The sequence below is a fragment of the Ornithinimicrobium ciconiae genome, from assembly GCF_007197575.1.
Lineage (GTDB): Bacteria > Actinomycetota > Actinomycetes > Actinomycetales > Dermatophilaceae > Ornithinicoccus > Ornithinicoccus ciconiae.
In genome coordinates, this window is the sequence record NZ_CP041616.1 from 3,283,358 (window position 1) to 3,300,647 (window position 17,290).

15 protein-coding genes and 2 pseudogenes are annotated in these 17,290 nt (G+C 68.9%); 11 read left to right on the forward strand and 6 right to left on the reverse strand.

The features are described 5' to 3' along the window. The first annotated feature begins 3 nt into the window (after window positions 1–3). From FNH13_RS15175 to FNH13_RS15185, 3 genes are read left to right on the forward strand one after another with little or no spacing between them, the layout of a single operon-like run. Window positions 4–1,392 (forward strand): acyclic terpene utilization AtuA family protein, encoded by a 1,389-nt coding sequence (locus FNH13_RS15175; protein WP_143784195.1) that lies wholly within the window; start codon window positions 4–6, stop codon window positions 1,390–1,392. A gap of 22 nt (window positions 1,393–1,414) precedes the next feature. Then, entirely contained in the window at window positions 1,415–1,762 is a 348-nt protein-coding gene (locus FNH13_RS15180) for a DUF4387 domain-containing protein (RefSeq protein WP_143784196.1), read from the forward strand. Then, window positions 1,759–2,916, forward strand: a complete 1,158-nt coding sequence (locus FNH13_RS15185) for a CaiB/BaiF CoA transferase family protein (protein ID WP_143784197.1) — start codon at window positions 1,759–1,761, stop codon at window positions 2,914–2,916. Before FNH13_RS15180 ends, FNH13_RS15185 begins: the two co-directional genes overlap by 4 nt. Before the next feature lie 71 nt (window positions 2,917–2,987). On the opposite strand, the pseudogene FNH13_RS15190 reads toward FNH13_RS15185, so the two are convergent. From FNH13_RS15190 to FNH13_RS15205, 4 genes and pseudogenes are all read right to left on the reverse strand, one after another. Further along, window positions 2,988–3,149, reverse strand: a pseudogene (locus tag FNH13_RS15190) (acyl-CoA dehydrogenase family protein); the annotation flags it as partial. Window positions 3,150–3,569: 420 nt separating this feature from the next. Further along, window positions 3,570–4,859, reverse strand: coding sequence for a CHAP domain-containing protein (locus FNH13_RS15195; protein WP_165700143.1), 1,290 nt, complete (start codon window positions 4,857–4,859; stop codon window positions 3,570–3,572). 505 nt (window positions 4,860–5,364) lie between these two features. Next, complete coding sequence (locus tag FNH13_RS15200; protein WP_143784199.1) at window positions 5,365–5,772, reverse strand: hypothetical protein; 408 nt, start codon at window positions 5,770–5,772, stop codon at window positions 5,365–5,367. A 133-nt stretch (window positions 5,773–5,905) separates the two neighbouring features. Beyond that, window positions 5,906–7,087 (reverse strand): acyl-CoA dehydrogenase family protein, encoded by a 1,182-nt coding sequence (locus FNH13_RS15205; protein ID WP_143784200.1) that lies wholly within the window; start codon window positions 7,085–7,087, stop codon window positions 5,906–5,908. A 114-nt stretch (window positions 7,088–7,201) separates the two neighbouring features. Here FNH13_RS15205 and FNH13_RS15210 point away from each other — a divergent pair, with 114 nt between their 5' ends. After that, window positions 7,202–7,813 (forward strand): TetR/AcrR family transcriptional regulator, encoded by a 612-nt coding sequence (locus tag FNH13_RS15210; protein WP_143784201.1) that lies wholly within the window; start codon window positions 7,202–7,204, stop codon window positions 7,811–7,813. An 88-nt stretch (window positions 7,814–7,901) separates the two neighbouring features. Further along, window positions 7,902–8,471, forward strand: coding sequence for an LLM class flavin-dependent oxidoreductase (locus FNH13_RS15215; RefSeq protein ID WP_143784202.1), 570 nt, complete (start codon window positions 7,902–7,904; stop codon window positions 8,469–8,471). 42 nt (window positions 8,472–8,513) lie between these two features. On the opposite strand, the gene FNH13_RS15220 is transcribed toward FNH13_RS15215, so the two are convergent. Further along, window positions 8,514–9,443: a LysR family transcriptional regulator gene (locus FNH13_RS15220; protein WP_143784203.1), complete on the reverse strand. Its 930-nt coding sequence runs from the start codon at window positions 9,441–9,443 to the stop codon at window positions 8,514–8,516. A 98-nt stretch (window positions 9,444–9,541) separates the two neighbouring features. Here FNH13_RS15220 and FNH13_RS15225 point away from each other — a divergent pair, with 98 nt between their 5' ends. From FNH13_RS15225 to FNH13_RS15245, 5 genes and pseudogenes are all read left to right on the forward strand, one after another. Next, a complete protein-coding gene (locus FNH13_RS15225; protein ID WP_143784204.1) occupies window positions 9,542–10,468 on the forward strand; it encodes a pseudouridine-5'-phosphate glycosidase in 927 nt (308 codons plus the stop codon). 1 nt (window position 10,469) lies between these two features. Further along, window positions 10,470–11,381 (forward strand): carbohydrate kinase family protein, encoded by a 912-nt coding sequence (locus tag FNH13_RS15230; RefSeq protein ID WP_143784205.1) that lies wholly within the window; start codon window positions 10,470–10,472, stop codon window positions 11,379–11,381. A gap of 75 nt (window positions 11,382–11,456) precedes the next feature. Further along, window positions 11,457–12,926 (forward strand): uridine transporter UriT, encoded by a 1,470-nt coding sequence (gene uriT, locus FNH13_RS15235; protein ID WP_143784206.1) that lies wholly within the window; start codon window positions 11,457–11,459, stop codon window positions 12,924–12,926. Further along, a pseudogene (gene uriH / locus FNH13_RS15240) lies at window positions 12,919–13,889 on the forward strand (uridine-preferring nucleoside hydrolase UriH). Before uriT ends, uriH begins: the two are co-directional and overlap by 8 nt. A 16-nt stretch (window positions 13,890–13,905) precedes the next feature. Further along, window positions 13,906–14,820 carry a ribokinase gene (locus FNH13_RS15245; RefSeq protein WP_143784207.1) on the forward strand — a complete coding sequence of 305 codons (915 nt, stop codon included), beginning with the start codon at window positions 13,906–13,908 and terminating at the stop codon, window positions 14,818–14,820. Between the two features lie 77 nt (window positions 14,821–14,897). Here FNH13_RS15245 and FNH13_RS15250 read toward each other — a convergent pair whose 3' ends face one another. Further along, on the reverse strand, window positions 14,898–15,788 hold the full coding sequence (locus FNH13_RS15250) for an ROK family protein (protein ID WP_165700144.1): 891 nt from the start codon (window positions 15,786–15,788) through the stop codon (window positions 14,898–14,900). 156 nt (window positions 15,789–15,944) lie between these two features. Here FNH13_RS15250 and FNH13_RS15255 point away from each other — a divergent pair, with 156 nt between their 5' ends. Beyond that, window positions 15,945–17,276, forward strand: a complete 1,332-nt coding sequence (locus FNH13_RS15255) for a purine-cytosine permease family protein (RefSeq protein WP_143784209.1) — start codon at window positions 15,945–15,947, stop codon at window positions 17,274–17,276. The last annotated feature ends 14 nt before the right edge of the window (window positions 17,277–17,290 follow it).

Sequence of the window (17,290 nt, forward strand, 5' to 3'; positions counted from 1 at the left end):
TCCGTGAAGGAACAGCTACGCATCGTCAGCCCCAACGGGCACCTCGGTTTCGCTCCCACCAAGGAGGAGAGCTTTCGCCTCGCCGTCGAAACACGTCCGGACTACTACTGCGCCGACTCCGGCAGTGACGACATCGGGGCCACGGCCCTCGGGGCCGACCGCTCCGTCAGCATGGAGCGCTGGCAGCGCCACGACCTCGAGCTGATGCTGCTCGCCGCCCGCGAGCAGGACGTGCCGATGCTCATCGGCTCCGCCGGCGACTGCGGCAGCAACAGCCGGGTCGACCTCTTCGTCCGGATGATCAAGGAGCTGGCGGCCGAGCACCAGCTGCCGCCCTTCAAGATCGCCTACTTCTACTCCGAGGTGGAGACCTCCACCCTGCGAGACCTCCACAACTCCGGCGTGACCATCGCGGGTCTGGACGACCGGGACGCGCTGACGCTGGAGGACATCGACGCCACCACCCGCTCCGTCGCGGTGGCTGGGGTCCATCCCTTCATCAAGGCCCTCGAGCTGGGTGCCGATGTGATCATCGGTGGACGTGCGAGCGACTGTGCAGTCTTCGCCGCCCCGGCGATCTTCGAGGGCTTCCCCGAGAACCACGCCTACTACGCCGGCAAGGTCCTGGAGTGCGCCTCCTTCTGTGCGGAGCCCTACGGCGCCAAGGAGTCGGTGATCGCCACGATCACCCACGACGACGTCAAGGTCACCGCGATGGCCCCCTGGCAGCGCTGCACCGTCGCCAGCGTCGCGGGCCACGCCATGTATGAGCGGTCCACCCCCTACTTCGAGTACTTCGCGGGCGGCATGCTGGACATGACCGACTGTGTCTATGAGCAGTTCGACGAGCGGACCACCCGGGTGACGGGCCAACGTGTGGTGCCTGTCGAGGGCAAGGTGACGGTCAAGATCGAGGGTTCTGGCTGGGTCGGTGAGAAGTACCTGGGCTTCGCCGGCATCCGCGACCCCTACACGATCGCCAACATCGACAAGGTGATCGAGCTGTCGAAGGGGCAGGTCGCCGACGAGTTCAACGACGTCGACTACCACCTGTCCTTCACCGTCTATGGCAAGAATGGCGTGATGGGTGACCTCGAGCCGGTCAAGGAGATCACCAGCCACGAGCTCGGCATCGCCATCGAGGGTGTCGCCGAGACCGCTGAGCTGGCCGAGGCTGTCACCCTCTATGCCACGCGCCAGTTGTTCTACGCCCGCCTCCCCGAGGTGAAGGGCACCGCCGGCACCGCGGCCTTCCTCACCGACGAGGTCCTGCCGGCCAGCGCGTCCTATCGCTGGACGATGAACCACATCGTCCCCGTGGACGACCCAATGTCGCTGTTCGACCTGCACGTCGTTGACGTCAGCGCCACTGTCCTGCAGCCTCAGGCCTGAGACCACTTCCAAGGAGATCACCATGACCGAACACACGACGCTCGGCGAGCTGGCCAAGACCGTCCGCAGCAAGAACGCCGGCACGGACCGCATCACGTTCGACATCATCTTTGCCGACCAGGACACCTACGACCACGTCCGCCAGAGCCAGGCGGTGACGCGACAGACCGTCGGGGAGCTCTTCGGCATCAGTGACGACCGGATCACCGACTTCGTCGAGTTTGACCCCGCGTTCGCGATCAAGTTCACCCTGAAGCGCCTGGCCTCCAGCGGCGGCCCGGGCGAGCGCGACGTCTTCGGGTGCCAGCAGTACCCGCCGCTGCTCTCGGTCCCGGTCCCGGTCCCGACCAGCGGTCCGCAGTCAGCGTGACCGAGGACCCCCACGACCCGTATGCCGGCGCGCTCGCCGGCATACGGGTCGCCGATTTCTCCCGCGTCCTGGCCGGTCCCTACGCGACCATGCTCATGGCCGACCTGGGGGCGGACGTCATCAAGATCGAGCCACCGGCCGGCGACGACACCCGGCGCTGGTCGCCTCCCGTTGACGACTCCGGTCGACCGACCTACTTCGCCGCGGCGAACCGCAACAAGCGCTCGGTCGTGCTGGACCTGACCGACCCGGAGGACCTGGCCCGCGCCCGGCACCTGGCCACGACTGCTGACGTCGTCGTGGACAACTTCCGCCCCGGGGTGATGGAGCGTTTCGGGCTGGACCACGAGTCCCTGGCGGCGGCGAACCCGCGGGTCATCACCTGCGCCATCACCGGCTTCGGCAGTGGGCTCGGAGCCGCCATGCCGGGCTATGACCTGCTCGTCCAGGCCATGGGTGGCCTGATGAGCGTCACCGGACCGGTCGAGGGTCCGGCCAGCAAGGTCGGCGTGGCACTCGTGGACGTGGTGACCGGTCTGCACGCGCTCGCCGGCATGCAGGCCGCCCTGCTGGAGCGGACCCGGTCCGGCCGGGGGCAGCGCGTCGAGGTCAACCTGTTCTCCTCGATCCTGTCCGGCCTGGTCAACCAGTCCTCGGCCGCAGCGGCCACCGGGGTCTCACCGCAGCGCACGGGCAACGCCCATCCCTCGATCGCGCCCTATGAGACCTTCGCGACCGGGGAGGGCGAGATCGTCCTGGCCGTCGGCAACGACCGCCAGTTTCACCGCCTCGCAGACACCCTCGGGGCTCCGCACCTCATCGAGGACGAACGCTTCCGCAGCAACAGCGAACGGGTGGCGCACCGGGAGGAGCTGCGCGGCACGCTCGAGTCGCTCCTGTCCACCCGATCCGCCGCGGACTGGAGTGAGGCCCTGCGGGCAGCGGGGGTGCCGGCCGGTCCGGTCCAGACCATCGGGGAGGCACTGGGGCTGGCCGAGGAGCTGGGCCTGCGTCCCGTGGTGCCGGTGGGGGGCCAGGGACGGGAGAGCCGTCAGGTCGCCAACCCGATCTCCCTGTCGCGCTCCCCTGCGCGTTATGTCGCCCCGCCGCCTGACCTGGGTGAGCACCAGGACGCGCACTGGCTGGACGAGTAGTCCACGCAGACCACGAACAGACGAAGACCGGCGCCCAGGATCCCCTGGGCGCCGGTCTCGTGTGCGGCAGGTCAGCGGAAGGCAGCCTGACCGGTGAGCACCTGACCGATGACGAGCTGGTGGACCTCGGAGGTTCCCTCGTAGGTCAGCACCGACTCCAGGTTGTTGGCGTGGCGCAGGACCGGATACTCCAGGGTGATGCCGGCGGCACCGAGGATGGTGCGCGTCTCGCGGATCGCGCGGTCCTCCTCAGAGGTGAAGTCGGTGCCAATAGGGCGAGCGGGTGGGTGGGCAACTTGGACTGAGCCATGGCGGGTTCTCCATCGAAGCGGGGACCCCGAAGCCGAGCATGGCCAGACCCTCGACTCCCCTGCTGAGCCGGGAGCCGATCCGCGGCGCCGTGGTCAACCTGGTCATCGCCGACGTGGGCACCAGTGGCTTCGACCAATGCGGGACGCTTCGCGCACCTGGACCAGGCACGCAGGGAGAGCGCAGAGCCGACCGTATCGAACACGACACGTTCGAGCTGGGTATCTGACCTTGTCCGCGGGCTGCGTTCTTGGCCCTAGCGTCGCGGTGCCCCGTCGGACCACCGCCTCGAGCGCCGACGATAGTTGCAGCGGGGACGGCGCTCGAGGACGGCGTTGGGGAACTTACTTACCCACGGTGTTGGTCGCCCACACAGCCTTATTAGCGGCGGTGTAGAGCACGACGTTCCCGTCGTTCTGCACAACCAGGCGGTTCGCCTTCTTCCCGTTGGTATTGCTCGCCCACACAGCCTTGTTGCTGGCGTTGTACTGCACAAGGTTGCCATCGGTCTGCATCCGGGTAGTCATGCCAGATGCGAACTTGTTCGTGGCCCAGATCGGCTTCTTACTCGACAGGTTTGTGAGCACCAGGTTGCCGTCGGTCTGCTGACGCAGGCGGTAGTTGCCGTTGCTGGAGTAGAGCGCCTGGTTACTCGTCAGTCTCTTCCCCGTCTTGAGCGTGCTCCCGAGCGGTGAGGCGATGACCGCGGTCGCAGCGGATGTCTTGGCGACACTCTTGTGCCCCAACTTGGAGCCAGTCACCGTCACGGTCAGTCGCTTCCCGATGTCTGCTTCCACGAGTTTGTAGGTCTTGGCTGTCGCGCCGCTGATCGTGGATCCACCGCGCTTCCACTGGTACTTCAGGGACACCCCGACCGCCCAAGCGCCTGGCTGCGCCGTCAGAGTGCTGCCGTGCTTTGCACTGCCAGAGATCGTTGGAACCGGGTGCGGACCAGGAAGGGTAGCCGCGGTAACAACCTTGGCTGCGGACGTCTTCGTGGTGGTCTTGTAGCCACTTCGGCTGCCGGTGACCGACACAGAGACCTTCTTGCCTATGTCCGACTGCGCAAGCTTGTAGTTCTGCTTGGTCGCCCCGCTGATATTCGCGCCGTCACGCTTCCACTGATACTTCAAGGTTGCGGTTGGCTTCCATGTCCCAGGAACAGCGGTGATCGTCGAGTCGACGACGAATGACCCGCTCACAGAAGGTGTGGGTGCTGACTCAAAGTTCTTCAGCGTCACCTCGTCCTTGACGTGAAGATAGCTCGACGCACGGACGACCCGGTCTTTGCGGTATGTGCCAGCAAAACCGTAGTTGTATTCCTCGACGAGGGCGCTCCCGTCCCCATTCACTTTTGTGACGATTGCAACGTGACCGTAGGCGCCCACCTCGGCTCCCCACCACGCCACCGCTCCCACAGCAGGTGTGCTGTCGACCTTCCAGCCACCCTTCTGTGCCGCTGCCTTCCACTCGATGGCATTGCCAAAGTGGACCGACTTTCCGTTGGGACCCACCATGTTATTAAGGAAGGACCACGGCGCCTTGGTGCGACCCCCCTGCTGGTTGAGGCGCCACGCGGCGAAGGATGTGCAGTTCCTGTTGTAGAAGGCCCACGGATCGATCACCGTGTTCATCGGCTTATTCTTGAGGTCTGCTGGGTAGTCATCCCCTGTACCAGCCCCCCAGGTAGCGGTCGCGAGGGCCAACATCGGCGCAGCAAGCGCCCCACCGAGAACCGCACGTCTGGTCACTGTCGGATTTGTTCTTCTTGCCACTGGGTTTCCCTCTCGTCTGCTTGGTCTGGAGAAAAGCATGACAAGGGCTCGGCACGCGCAGCCAGCATGACCAGGTCTAAAGTCATTTCAGAGAAGCACGGGTGGCGTCAAGTCGGTGTCACGCGCAAGGTTAGAGCAGCGTTGTCGCCCTTACGTCGCGCACGAACGACCCACAGTGGATCAACACGAGAGGAACGTGAAGATGCATGCGCCTACGTTGTGGCGCTCACCGGTGTGACCACGGCCTGTCTCGATCAACCTCACGACAAACCGATCGTCCTCACGGGTACCGCGCACCTGGTCGGTCAGGTCAGCGCGAGCCACCCTGAGGCCGCACCGGTATAGACCGCACCCACAAGTACAATCATCGCCAGCCCGCGCCATCCGTGACGCCGGCGACCGGCCAGCAGATCACCGACAGCCCACAGCAGACCGAGGTAGGCCAGGCTGAACACGTCGTCCTCCTGCGGGCCTCGAAGACTCCGCCGGCCGCCCTCAGGAGAAGAACTCCGGTCACGGTGAGCGCGGCGCGGAGCCAGCCCAGCAGACCAGTCCTTTGCACCGGACGCGCCGCCAGGACGAGCGCGACGACGGTGATCGCCAAGAAGATCAGCCCGGCGGTGCCGTCGGCGAGTCGGTCCAGCTCGGGGGTGCGGTCCCAGCCGTGGTCGGTCTCGTCCGCGAAGGTGACTCCAGCCGCGAGGACCGCCTGCCAGACACCGAGCCCGCGGTCGCCGTGACCACGGGCTCGGTGGCACCGCCAGTGCACCACGGGCAGAACTCCCCTGATCCCGCCGCCACGGCGCGCACCAGGACGCGCACTGGCTGGACGAGTAGTCCACGCAGGCTCAGCAACGAAGACCGGCGCCCAGGATCACCTGGGCGCCGGTCTCGTGTGCGGTCGGTCAGCGGAAGGCGGCCTGGCCGGTGAGCGCCTGACCGATGACGAGCTGGTGGACCTCCGAGGTCCCCTCGTAGGTCAGCACCGACTCCAGGTTGTTGGCGTGGCGCAGGACGGGATACTCCAGCGTGATGCCGGCGGCACCGAGGATGGAGCGCGTCTCGCGGGCGATGGCGATGGCCTCGCGGACGTTGTTGAGCTTGCCCAGGCTCACCTGGTCGGAGGACAGCTTGCCCTCGTCCTTGAGTCGTCCCAGGTGCAGTGCCAGGAGCATGCCCTTGCCGAGCTCGAGGGTCATGTCGGCCAGCTTGGCCTGGGTGAGCTGGTAGGCCGACAGGGGCTTGTCGAAGATCTCGCGCTCCCCGGCATACTGGATCGCGGTCTCCAGGCAGTCACGGGCGGCGCCCAGCGAGCCGAAGATGATGCCGAAGCGGGCCTCGTTGAGGCAGGACAGCGGACCGGAGAGGCCCTTGGCCCCGGGCAGCATCGCCGAGGCGGGCAGCCGGACGTTGTCCAGGACGAGCTCGCTGGTGATCGAGGCGCGCAGCGAGAGCTTCTTGGTGATCTCGGGGGCGGAGAAGCCGGGTGTGTCGGTAGGGACGACGAAGCCGCGGACGCCGTCCTCGGTCTGGGCCCACACCACGGCCACGTCGGCGACCGAGCCGTTGGTGATCCACATCTTGTTGCCGGTCAGGACCCAGTCGTCGCCCGAGCGGGTGGCGCGGGTGCGCATCCCCGCCGGGTTGGACCCGAAGTCGGGCTCGGTGAGACCGAAGCATCCGATGGCCTCGCCGGCCGCCATCCGCGGCAGCCACTCCTGCTTCTGCTCCTCGGAGCCGTGCTGCCAGATCGCAAACATTGCCAGGGAGCCCTGCACGCTGACCAGGGACCGCAGACCGGAGTCGCCCGCCTCCAGCTCCAGGCACGCCAGGCCGTATGCCGTGGCGCTGGTGCCGGCGCAGCCGTAGCCCTCCAGGTGCATCCCCAGCACTCCGAGCCTGCCGAGCTCGGGGGCGAGCTCACGCACCGGCACGGTCCCGGCCTCATACCAGTCGGCGATCTCGGGCCGGATGCGGTCCTCGACGAAGCGGCGCACGGTGTCGCGGATCGCGCGGTCCTCCTCGGAGATGAGCAGGTCGGTGCCGAACAGGGCGAGCGGGTGGGTGGCGGGCTTGGGCTGGGCCATGGCGGGTTCTCCATCGAGGCTTGACGAGTCTAACAGTGTTAGGTAGCAGCCTAACACTGTAAGGTGCTGTCTGCCAGGGGCCGAGCGGCCCGCCCGCCCCGTCAGGAGCCGACCATGGCCAGACCCGCCACCCCTCTGCTGAGCCGGCAGCGGATCCGCGATGCCGCGCTGGCGCTGATCGACACCGACGGACTGGAGAGGTTCTCGATGCGCCGCCTGGCCGGCTCACTCGGGGTGAGTGCCCCGTCGCTGTACTCGCACTACGCCACGCGCGAGCAGGTCCTGGACGACGTCGTCGACCTGGTCATCGCCGACGTGGACACGAGCGGCTTCGACCAGGGTTGGGAGGAGGGACTGCTCCGCTGGGCCCGGTCCTACCGAGCCGCCCTGGCCGCCCACCCGGCCGTGGCGCCACTGGTCGCGTCCGGCGCCCAGCACCGGGAACAGTTCCTGGCGATGGCCGACCGCGTCCATGCCGGGCTCGTCAGCACCGGCTGGCGACCGCGGCGGGCCACCGAGATCTCTGGCGCGGTGAAGTTCGTGGTCATCGGTGCGGCCGTCACACCGTTCGCGGCGGGGTTCTCCGACGACCCTGCTCTGTATGACGGACGCTTCCCTCACCTTGACCAGGCGCACCGCCTGCGCGCCGAGGCTGCCCGCATCGACCATGACGCGTTCGAGCTCTGCATCACCTCGCTGGTCCAGGGCCTGCGTCCCGGGCCCTAGTTGGACGGTGCGGCGACCTAGACGGAGGGTGGTCGAGTAGGCCGTCTGCGCCGAGGAGTCCGGGTGGGACGGCGTCTTCCCGTGGGACGTGCTCATCGCGCGCGACCTGGCCACGCTGGACCAGCTGTCCCACGGCCGCGTGATCCTCGGTGTCGGGCTGGGCCGGCGCGCGGAGTATGACCTGTTCGGTGAGGAGTGGGACGCCCGGCGGGTGAGCCGTCGCTACGACGAGGCACTGGAGCTGATCTCGCGCTTCTGGAGCGGTGAGCGGGTCACCTTCCACGGGGAGTTCTACGACGTCGACGACGTCGCCCTGCTGCCCACCCCCGCGCAGCGCCCGCATATCCCCATCCTCGTGGCCGGGTTCTGGCCCAACCGCAAACCGGTGCGACGTGGCGCCAGGTGGGACGGCCTGATGCCGGTCGTCGACCCGGACCCGGAGGGACAGGACCTCCACGATCTGGTCACCTACTACCGAGAGCTCGCGGACGAGCCCGACGACATCTTCCTCCACGTGGACGGCACCGCCACCACGGCCGAGCGCGTCGACCGCTACCGCGAGCTCGGCATCACCTGGCTGGCCACCGGCGTGATCTCAGCGCAGCAGTCTGTTGAGGAGAACCTCACCGCGATCCGGCGCGGTCCACCACCCTGGTGATGATCCGCAACGACTGCAGCGGCGACCAGTCCGTGGCCGACCTCAACGCCTCGCTGAGCGACCAGACCGCGCGGCCGCCCGGCCGCGCCGGACGTCCCGCAGGGTCGAGACCACCTCGCCCACCCCGTTGGCGACCGGCAGCCGCCATATGGCCTGCAGCGGGATGAACAGAGGCGGGTCCAGCGGCGCATAGGACAGCGTCGCGGAGGCCTCGCGGGCGAAGTCAAACGGGACCAGGGAGAAGGCCGTGCCGTTGCGCAGTTGGTAGGACTGTGCCCCCGACACCGCGCCGGCGGACTCGATGATCTCCGGGTCGAGGCCCCGCTCGCGGCAGGCCTGCACCAGGTGGTCGAAGTAGTCGTCGTGCTGGCGCCGCGGCCAGATCAGCAACCGACGGTCGGCCAGGGCGGACAGGTCGACCGGCTCCGTCGGGTCGAGGTCGCCGTGGGCGGTGAGCACGCACACCTCGTCCCGCGCGATGCGCGCCTGGCGGGTGTGCCCGGAGTGCTCCACGAAGTGCCCCACCCCGAGGTCCGCCTCCCCCGCGGCCAGGGTCCGCTCTACCTCACCGGTGGCCACCTCGACGACCTCCACCTGCACCCGCGCCGGCCGGTCGTCCAGCTCCTGCAGCAGGGCGGGCACGAGGTGGTTGATCAGGCTGGGCGTGGCCGCCAGGCGCACCGTGTGGGAGTTCTGGCCGAGTCTCTCGGCCTGCTCGGCGAACTCCCCTGCGTCGGTCAGGATCCGCTCCGCCAGCGGCAGCAGCGCCGCCCCCTCGTCGGTGAGCGCAGTGCCCGCCCGGGAGCGCACGAAGAGCTGGAGCCGCAGCGCGCGCTCCAGGGATCGTATGTCGGCACTCACCGTGGGCTGCGACAGGTCCAGCAGCTCGGCCGCGCGCCCGAAGTGCTCGGTCAGCGCGAGGGCGCGGAAAACCCGCAGCTGCCGCAGCGAGAAGTCCACCGGAACCCTCATAGATAGACTCTATGACACGATCTGGAAGTGGGTCTGGTTCCACCCTCCTGCCACTCCTACCGTGGAAGAAAGAGCAACACCCACGTCAAGGAGGACACATGAGCACCGGCTTCATCACCGTCGCACCCGAGGTCATCGAGGCCGTCAACGACGGTCGCCCGGTGGTCGCCCTGGAGTCGACCATCTTCACCCACGGCCTGCCCCGGCCGCGCAACATCGAGGTGGCGGAGGAGGCCGAGCAGATCGTCCGCGACGCCGGTGCCGTGCCCGCCACGATCGGTGTGGTCGGCGGCGTCCCTACTGTCGGGCTGACCAAGGACCAGGTCGTCGAGCTGAGCAACGACGACGACGTGATCAAGTCGAGCATCCGTGAGCTGGCCATCGGCGCGGTGAACCGCAAGAATGCCGGCACCACCATCGCGGCCACCTCCTTCCTGGCCCACCGCTCCGGCATCAAGGTCTTCGCCACCGGCGGCCTGGGCGGCGTGCACCACGGCGCCGAGACCAACTTCGATGAGTCAGCCGACCTGCTCGCGCTGGCCCAGAACCCGATCGTCCTGGTCAGCTCCGGCGCCAAGGCAGTCCTCAACATCCACGCCACGCTCGAGCGCTTCGAGAGCCTCAGCGTGCCGATCGTCGGCTACCAGACCAATGCCTACCCCGGCTTCTACGTCGCCGAGTCCGGCTTCACCGTCTCGCACCGCATCGAGTCCGCCGCGGACGCCGCGACCATCTACCACGCCCAGCGGCAGATGGAGCTGGCCACCGCACTGCTGGTCGGCAACCCGGTCCCCGTTGACGAGCAGCTCGACCCTAGCCTGCTGGACGGCGTGGTCGAGCAGGCCTGGGCCGCCTTGGAGGAGCAGGGCGTCAAGGGCCAGCAGGTCACCCCGTTCCTGCTGGAGTTCATCCGCCAGGCCACCGGTGACGCCAGCCTCAACGCCAACGTCGCCCTCTACCGCAATAACGCCCGCGTGGCTGCTGAGATCGCCGTCGCGCTGGAAGCCAGCAACGGGAGCAAGTGACATGCTCGGCGTCATAGGCGACGTCGTCCAGGACGTTGTGGTGTGGACCGAGGAAGAGGTCCGACCGGCCACGGACACCAAGTCGCAGATCAGTATGACGAGGGGCGGCTCTGCCGCCAACGTCGCGGCCTTCGCCGCTCACCGCTACCCCACCCGCTTCATCGGGTGCGTCGGTGACGACCTCGGCGGTCACGTCGTCGAGCGCGAGCTCGCCGGCCACGGCGTCGACGTGCAACTGCAGCGGCGCGGGGACACCGGCATGATCGTCGTCCTCATCGACGAGGGCGGGGAGCGCAACATGTTCCCCTCCCGCGGCGCCTCGGGGATGCTCGAGCCGGTCGACCCCGCGTGGCTGGAGGATCTGCGGATCCTGCACATCACCGGCTACTCCCTGCAGAACGAGCCCACCGCCTCCAGCGTCATCGAGGCCGCCCGGACCGTCAAGGCTGCCGGCGGCCAGCTCTCCTTCGACGTGTCCTCGACGGGCATGATCGACCTCTACGGCCAGGACGCCTTCGTGGACCTGATGGTCGAGCTCGAGCCGGACTACATCTCGGCCAACCAGGACGAGACCGCGATGCTCGGCCTGGCCACCGAGGACGGCCCCGGCCCGCTGCTCGAGCGCCTCGACGGCTTGCTGCTGGCCCGAGCCGGCAAGGACTCAACCCGCGTGATGCGCGGCTGCGACGTCCTGGCCACCGTCCCGGTCGTGCCGGCCGAGGTCGTGCGCGACCTCACCGGCGCAGGTGACGCCTTCAACGCAGGGTTCCTCACCGCCATACTGCACGACCCCGGCCCCGAGCCGGACCTGGTCGCCGCCGTCGAGGCAGCCCACGCGCTCGCCCGTCGCGTGCTGGCGCACGCCGGCGCGTCCGAGGGGGACGAAGCCCCCTCCCTGCTCGACCCGGCCTGATCCCACCCGACAGCCGGAGCCCGCGCGGCTCCGGCCCTGTCGGCGACCCTGAAATCCGCGCCTCAGGAGAACCGCATGTCCACTGTGTCATCGTCGCCACGCAGGACGACCGGGAGCATCCCCGCCCTCGTCGCCGCCTTGCTCGCGGCCATCTTTGCCTTCCAGCTCAACGCCTCGATGCTCTCCCCGGTGCTGGCCACCATGGAGCGCGAGCTCAACACCACCTCCGCGCAGATCGGCCTGTCCCAGACCGCCTTCTTCGCCTCCGCCGCCCTGTTCTCCCTCTTCCTGCCACGCTGGGGTGACCTCATCGGTCGCAAGCGACTCATGATCGGCATGCTGCTGCTCACGGCCCTGGGCAGCGTCATCGCCGCCCTCGCGCCCAACGTCGGCGTGCTCGGTCTGGGGCGGGTCGTCCAAGGCATCTCCGGCCCGATCGTGCCCATGGCACTGATCATGCTGCGCGTGCAGGTGCCCGACCCCCGTCGCTACGCCAAGCTCATGGCCATCCTCACCGCCGTCAACGGCGGCATCGCCGGCGTCGACGCCCTGCTCGGCGGCTGGCTCGCCGAGAACTTCGGCTTCCGCTCGGTCTTCTGGGTGATGGCCCTGATCGCCGTCCTGGCCGTCTTCGCGATCGCCGCGGGCACCATCGAGTCACGCAGCTCGCAGGGCACCAAGATGGACTGGAAGGGCGTGGGCGCCCTGGTCGTCGTGCTCGGCTCGCTCTACTTCGCCCTCGACGAGGCCGGCAAGCTGGCCGACGCCAACTGGCTCCTGGTGCTGGGCCTGTTCGTGCTGGCGGCCGTCTCGTTCGTGGTCTTCTGGCAGATCGAGACCCGGGTCCCGGACCCGCTGGTGACCACCACCTACCTAAAGGAGCGCCGCACCTGGGCGCTGCTGTCCACGACCCTGCTGACGATGACCGGTGTCTTCGCCGTGATGAACGGCCTGATCCCCAACCTCGCGCAGGACCCGGCCCTGGGCAACATCTCCGCCGGAGAGGTGTCCTGGTGGACGCTGACCCCCTATGCCCTCGCCGGCCTGATCATGGGCCCGATCGCAGGGCAGCTGGCGGCGCGCTTCGGCTACAAGTGGGTGCTGCAGGGCGGCCTGGTGCTGACCACCGTCGGCCTCGTCGCCGCGGCCTTCCTCACCACCAACCCGACCCCGCTGGTGCTGCTGACCGTCTCGGTCTTCATCGGTGTCACCTACGCCGGAGTCTGCAACATCATGCTCAACGGCCTGGGCATCGTGCTTAGCCCCAAGGACAACCAGGGCTACCTGCCGGGCATGAACTCCGGTGCCTTCAACCTGGGCGCCGGGCTGAGCTTCGCCCTCCTCTTCGCCATCAACACCTATTTCACCAACCAGCTGGACGCGGCCGCGGGCTATCGCTTCGGCATACTCGCCGGTGCTGTGCTCCTGCTGCTGGCCCTCGGGATGTCCACCCTCATCCCGCACCCCCAGGACGACGACGTGGTGACCGGCCACGCCCCGGAGTCCGACCCCCTCACCACCAGTCAGGAGCAGGACCATGTCTGAACCACGCCAGATCATCCTCGATTGCGACCCCGGCCACGACGATGCCGTCGCCATGATGCTCGCGCTGGCCAACCCGGCCATCGAGCTGCTCGGCATCACCACGGTCGGCGGCAACCAGACGCTGGAGAAGATCACCCGCAACGCCCAGAGCGTGCTCGTGGCCTGCGGCCGCGACGACGTGCCGGTGTATGCCGGCGCGGCCCGCCCGCTGGTCCGTCGCGTGGAGATCGCCCCGGACATCCACGGCGACTCGGGCCTGGACGGCGTCGAGCTGCCCGAGCCGACGCGGCCGGTGGAGGACCTGCACGGGGTGCGCTTCATCGTCGACACGGTGATGGCGGCCGAGCCCGGCACGGTCACCCTGGTGGCCACCGGGCCGCTGACCAACGTGGCGCTGGCCGCCCGGCTCGAGCCGCGCATTGTGGAGCGGGCGCGCGAGGTGGTCGTGATGGGCGGTGGCTACCACGAGGGCACTGGACGGCGGTCGCCGAGTTCAACATCTGGGTCGACCCCGAGGCGGCGCACATCGTCTTCGACGAGGCGTGGCCGCTCACCATGGTCGGGCTCGACCTGACCCACCAGGCACTGGCCACCCCGGAGGTGGAGGAGCAGGTGCGGGCCATCGACTCGCCGCTGGGCGAGTTCTTCCTCGGGCTGATGGCCTTCTTCCGCAAGGCCTACCGGGAGCACCAGGGCTTCATCGACCCGCCGGTCCACGACGCCTGCACGATCGCCTACCTCATCGACCCGGCTATCGTGGCGACCCAGAAGGTGCCGCTCACCGTGGAGCTGCGTGGTGAGCACACCGTCGGTATGACGGTCGCGGACTTCCGCAGCCCCGCCGCCGAGGACTGTCGGCACCAGGTCGCGACCACCTTGGACCACGCCGCCTTCTGGGCGCTGGTGGTCGAGGCGATCAGGGTGCTGAGTGAGCAGGACGCACCGGAGAAGCAGGGCACGTGAGGCACGAGGAGGACCGATGGGTGCGCGACTGCTGGTCATCGGCTCGGCCAATGTCGACCTCTTCGCCACGGTCCCGCGCCACCCCTCCCCGGGCGAGACGCTGATCGGTCGGGGCGGGCAGCGCTCGGCGGGCGGCAAGGGCGCTAACCAGGCCCTGGCCGCCGCGCTGCAGGGCGCCGACGTCACCTTCGTCGGCGCCGTGGGCGAGGACCCCGACGCGCAGCTCGCGCTCGCCGGCCTGCGTGAGGCGGGGGTCGACCTCGGCTCCGTGGTCACGGCGCCGGACTCCCCGACCGGGCTGGCCATCATCACCGTCTCCGAGGCCGGGGAGAACACCATCGTGGTCGTCCCGGGAGCCAACGCCCAGGTCAGCGTCGAGCAGGCGACCGCCGCGGTCGGCCAGATGGGCGCGGGCGACCTGCTGCTGATGCAGGGCGAGGTGCCGCGGGAGACCACGGAGGCCGCCGTCCGGGCAGCCCGGGAGGCCGGCCGCCGCGTGGTGCTCAACGTCGCGCCGTGGATGGCGCTGGACCACGACGTGCTGACCGCTGCCGACCCGCTGGTGCTCAACGAGCACGAGGCCGAGCTGGCCGCGGACGAGCTCGGGCTGACGTCGCAGGGCGACGATCCCGCGGCGACGGCCCAGGCCCTCTGCGGGGCCGGGACAGCGTCGGTGGTGATCACCCTCGGCGCCGAGGGTGCGGTCGTGGCGGCGGGTCCCGACGAGGTGACCCGTGTGCCGAGCCCCCGCGTCAGTGCCGTGGACAGCACCGGCGCCGGTGACGCCTTCACCGGCGCGCTCGCCGCCCGGCTGATCGAGGGTGACGACCTGGTGGCGGCCGTCCGGCATGCGGTGCGCGTCGGGGCCTATGCCGTGCAGCACCCGGGTGCGCAGCCGTCATACCCGCAGGCGGACGCCGAGCTGCCGTAAGTCGCTCTCGGCATCCCCGGCCACCCATGCGTGCCATGAGTCTCTCGCTGGCTCACGTGCTCCGGCGACACCCCCGCCTACGAGGTCACCAGGTCGGTGCGCTCGGCCGCGAGGTGCACCGCACCGACCAGGCCGGCCCGGCCACCCAGCTCACTGGCCACGATCGGCGTCTCGGCGACGGAGTCGAGGGCGTGCCGGCGCAGCCCGGAACGGGTCGGTTCGAGCAGCAGGTCACCGGCCTGGGCGGCCGCCCCGCCGAGGATGACGACGCCCGGGTTGAGCAGGTTGAGGACGGTCGCCAGGGCCCAACCAAGGCGCAGCCCGGCATCCTCGATCACCCGCCGTGCGGCGAGGTTGCCCTCCCCCGCGGCCACGACAACCTCGCGGAACGTGGCCCCGGGCAGCTGGGAGCCCAGCAGGCGTAGCAGGTGCTCGCTGGAGGTGTAGGTCTCCAGGCACCCGCGGCTGCCGCAGCGACACATCGGCCCCTGCTCGTCCACCGTGAGGTGGCCGATCTCTCCGGCCGTGCCGTCGACCCCGTGGAACAGCTCGTTGTTGATGATGATCCCGGCGCCGACGCCACTGGCGATCTTGACGAACACCGCCGCGCTGTGCCCGCGGGCCTGACCCTCCCGGTGCTCGGCCAGGGCGCCCAGGTTGGCATCGTTCTCGACCTGGGCGGGGGCATCGAAGACCTCCGCAGTCGCCTCGGCGGCGTCCACGCCCTCCCAGCCCGGGAAGATCGCTGCAGACCTGACGACGTTGTTGACCACGGGCGCGGGCAGGCCAAGGCCGACGTGGCGCAGCGGCCCGACGCCGGGGTTGATCCGTTCCCAGATCGAGGACGCCAGGGCCAGGTCCGAGGCGTAGCCGTCCGGCTCGCACGCCACCCGCTCCTCGGCCAGCACCCTGCCGGTGAGGTCACCGGCCGCGACGGCGACGTGCCGGTCTGCACCTTGCTCCCGCACCGCGCCGTCGCCGTCTATCCCTGCTCTCGCGTGTCGTCCTCGACCATCAGGGCAATGTGCCCACTCAGGCCCATGAATTTCAGCACCTCGCCTATTGTCCCGCCAACCAGGCCGCCGTACGTTTCGTAGGTCAACCCCTCCGGAAGGAACGCCACGATGGCTCATGCAGACGACTTCGCCCTGTCCAGGGTCGCCCCAGCGGCACAGCGTCACTGGTTCGGGATCGCCGTGCAGCGGTTCGGGCAGGTCAGTGCCCTCTCCCAGTTCCTGCTCGGGGCCACCCTCGGCTACGGGATGACCTTTGGCAACGCGGTCCTCGCGTTCCTGTTCGGGTCCCTCATCCTCGAGGTAATCATGTGCATCGTCGGCATCGTGGGTCAGAGGGAGGGCCTCAACACTGCACTGCTGGCCCGCTGGACGGGCTTCGGTGAGGTCGGCGCGTCGCTGGTCGGGCTCGCGATCGGCATCAGCCTGATCGGTTGGTTCGGCATCCAGTCGGCCATCTCCGCGGAGTCCCTCGACTCGCTCCTGCCCGGGGTCATGCCGATCTGGGCCTGGTGCCTGCTGTTCGGGCTCGCCGTGACGGCCATCGTCGCGTTCGGGTTCGGCGGCATGCAGTGGCTGGCCAATGTCACCGTCCCGCTCTTCCTGGTGCTGGTCGGCTGGTCGATCATCACCGAACTCAGCCGCCACAGCATCGGCGACCTCCTGACCTCACCGCCGCCCGGTGAACCCCTCTCCCTATCTGCCGGCACCGCCATCGTCGCCGGTGGGCTCATCGTCGGGGCCATCATCACGGCCGACATGACCCGCTTCAACCGCTCCGCCAAGGACGTCGTCAAGCAGACGGTCGTCGGTGTCACCCTCGGCGAGTTCGTCATCGGCCTGGCAGGCGTGCTGCTGGCCCACGCAGCGGGGACCGGCAACATCGTGGCCATCATCACCTCCTCGGTCGGGCTAGTGGGTCTGCTGATCGTCGTTACCGGCACCCTCAAGATCAACGACTGGAACCTCTACTCCTCCGCCCTGGGCCTGGTGAACTTCATCTCTACGGCCTTCGGTCGCGACCTGCACCGGGTGACCACCACTATCGTGCTCGGCGTCGTCGGCTCGGTCCTGGCCGCGGTGGGGATCCTGGGGCACTTCACGGAGTTCCTCATCGTGCTGGGGGCGGCCTTCCCGCCCATCGCGGGCATCATGATCGCGGAGTACTTCGTCGTGAAGACCTGGCGGGGCGAGCTGGACGCCACCCGGGCCACCGTGACCCTGCCCGAGACCGCGCCCCGCGTCGTCCCGGCCACCCTGGTGATCTGGCTGGTCTCCTCACTGGTCGGCTACTTCCTCGACTGGGGGATCCCGAGCATCACCTCGCTGGTCCTGTCGTTCGTGCTGTATGTCGTGGCGGGGCGCCTTGGTCTGGTCCGTGGAGTGGGCGTGGCCCGGACCCGGTCACCACAGACCTCCGACCTCGCACCCCAGCCGAACTGACCCTGACCACAGAC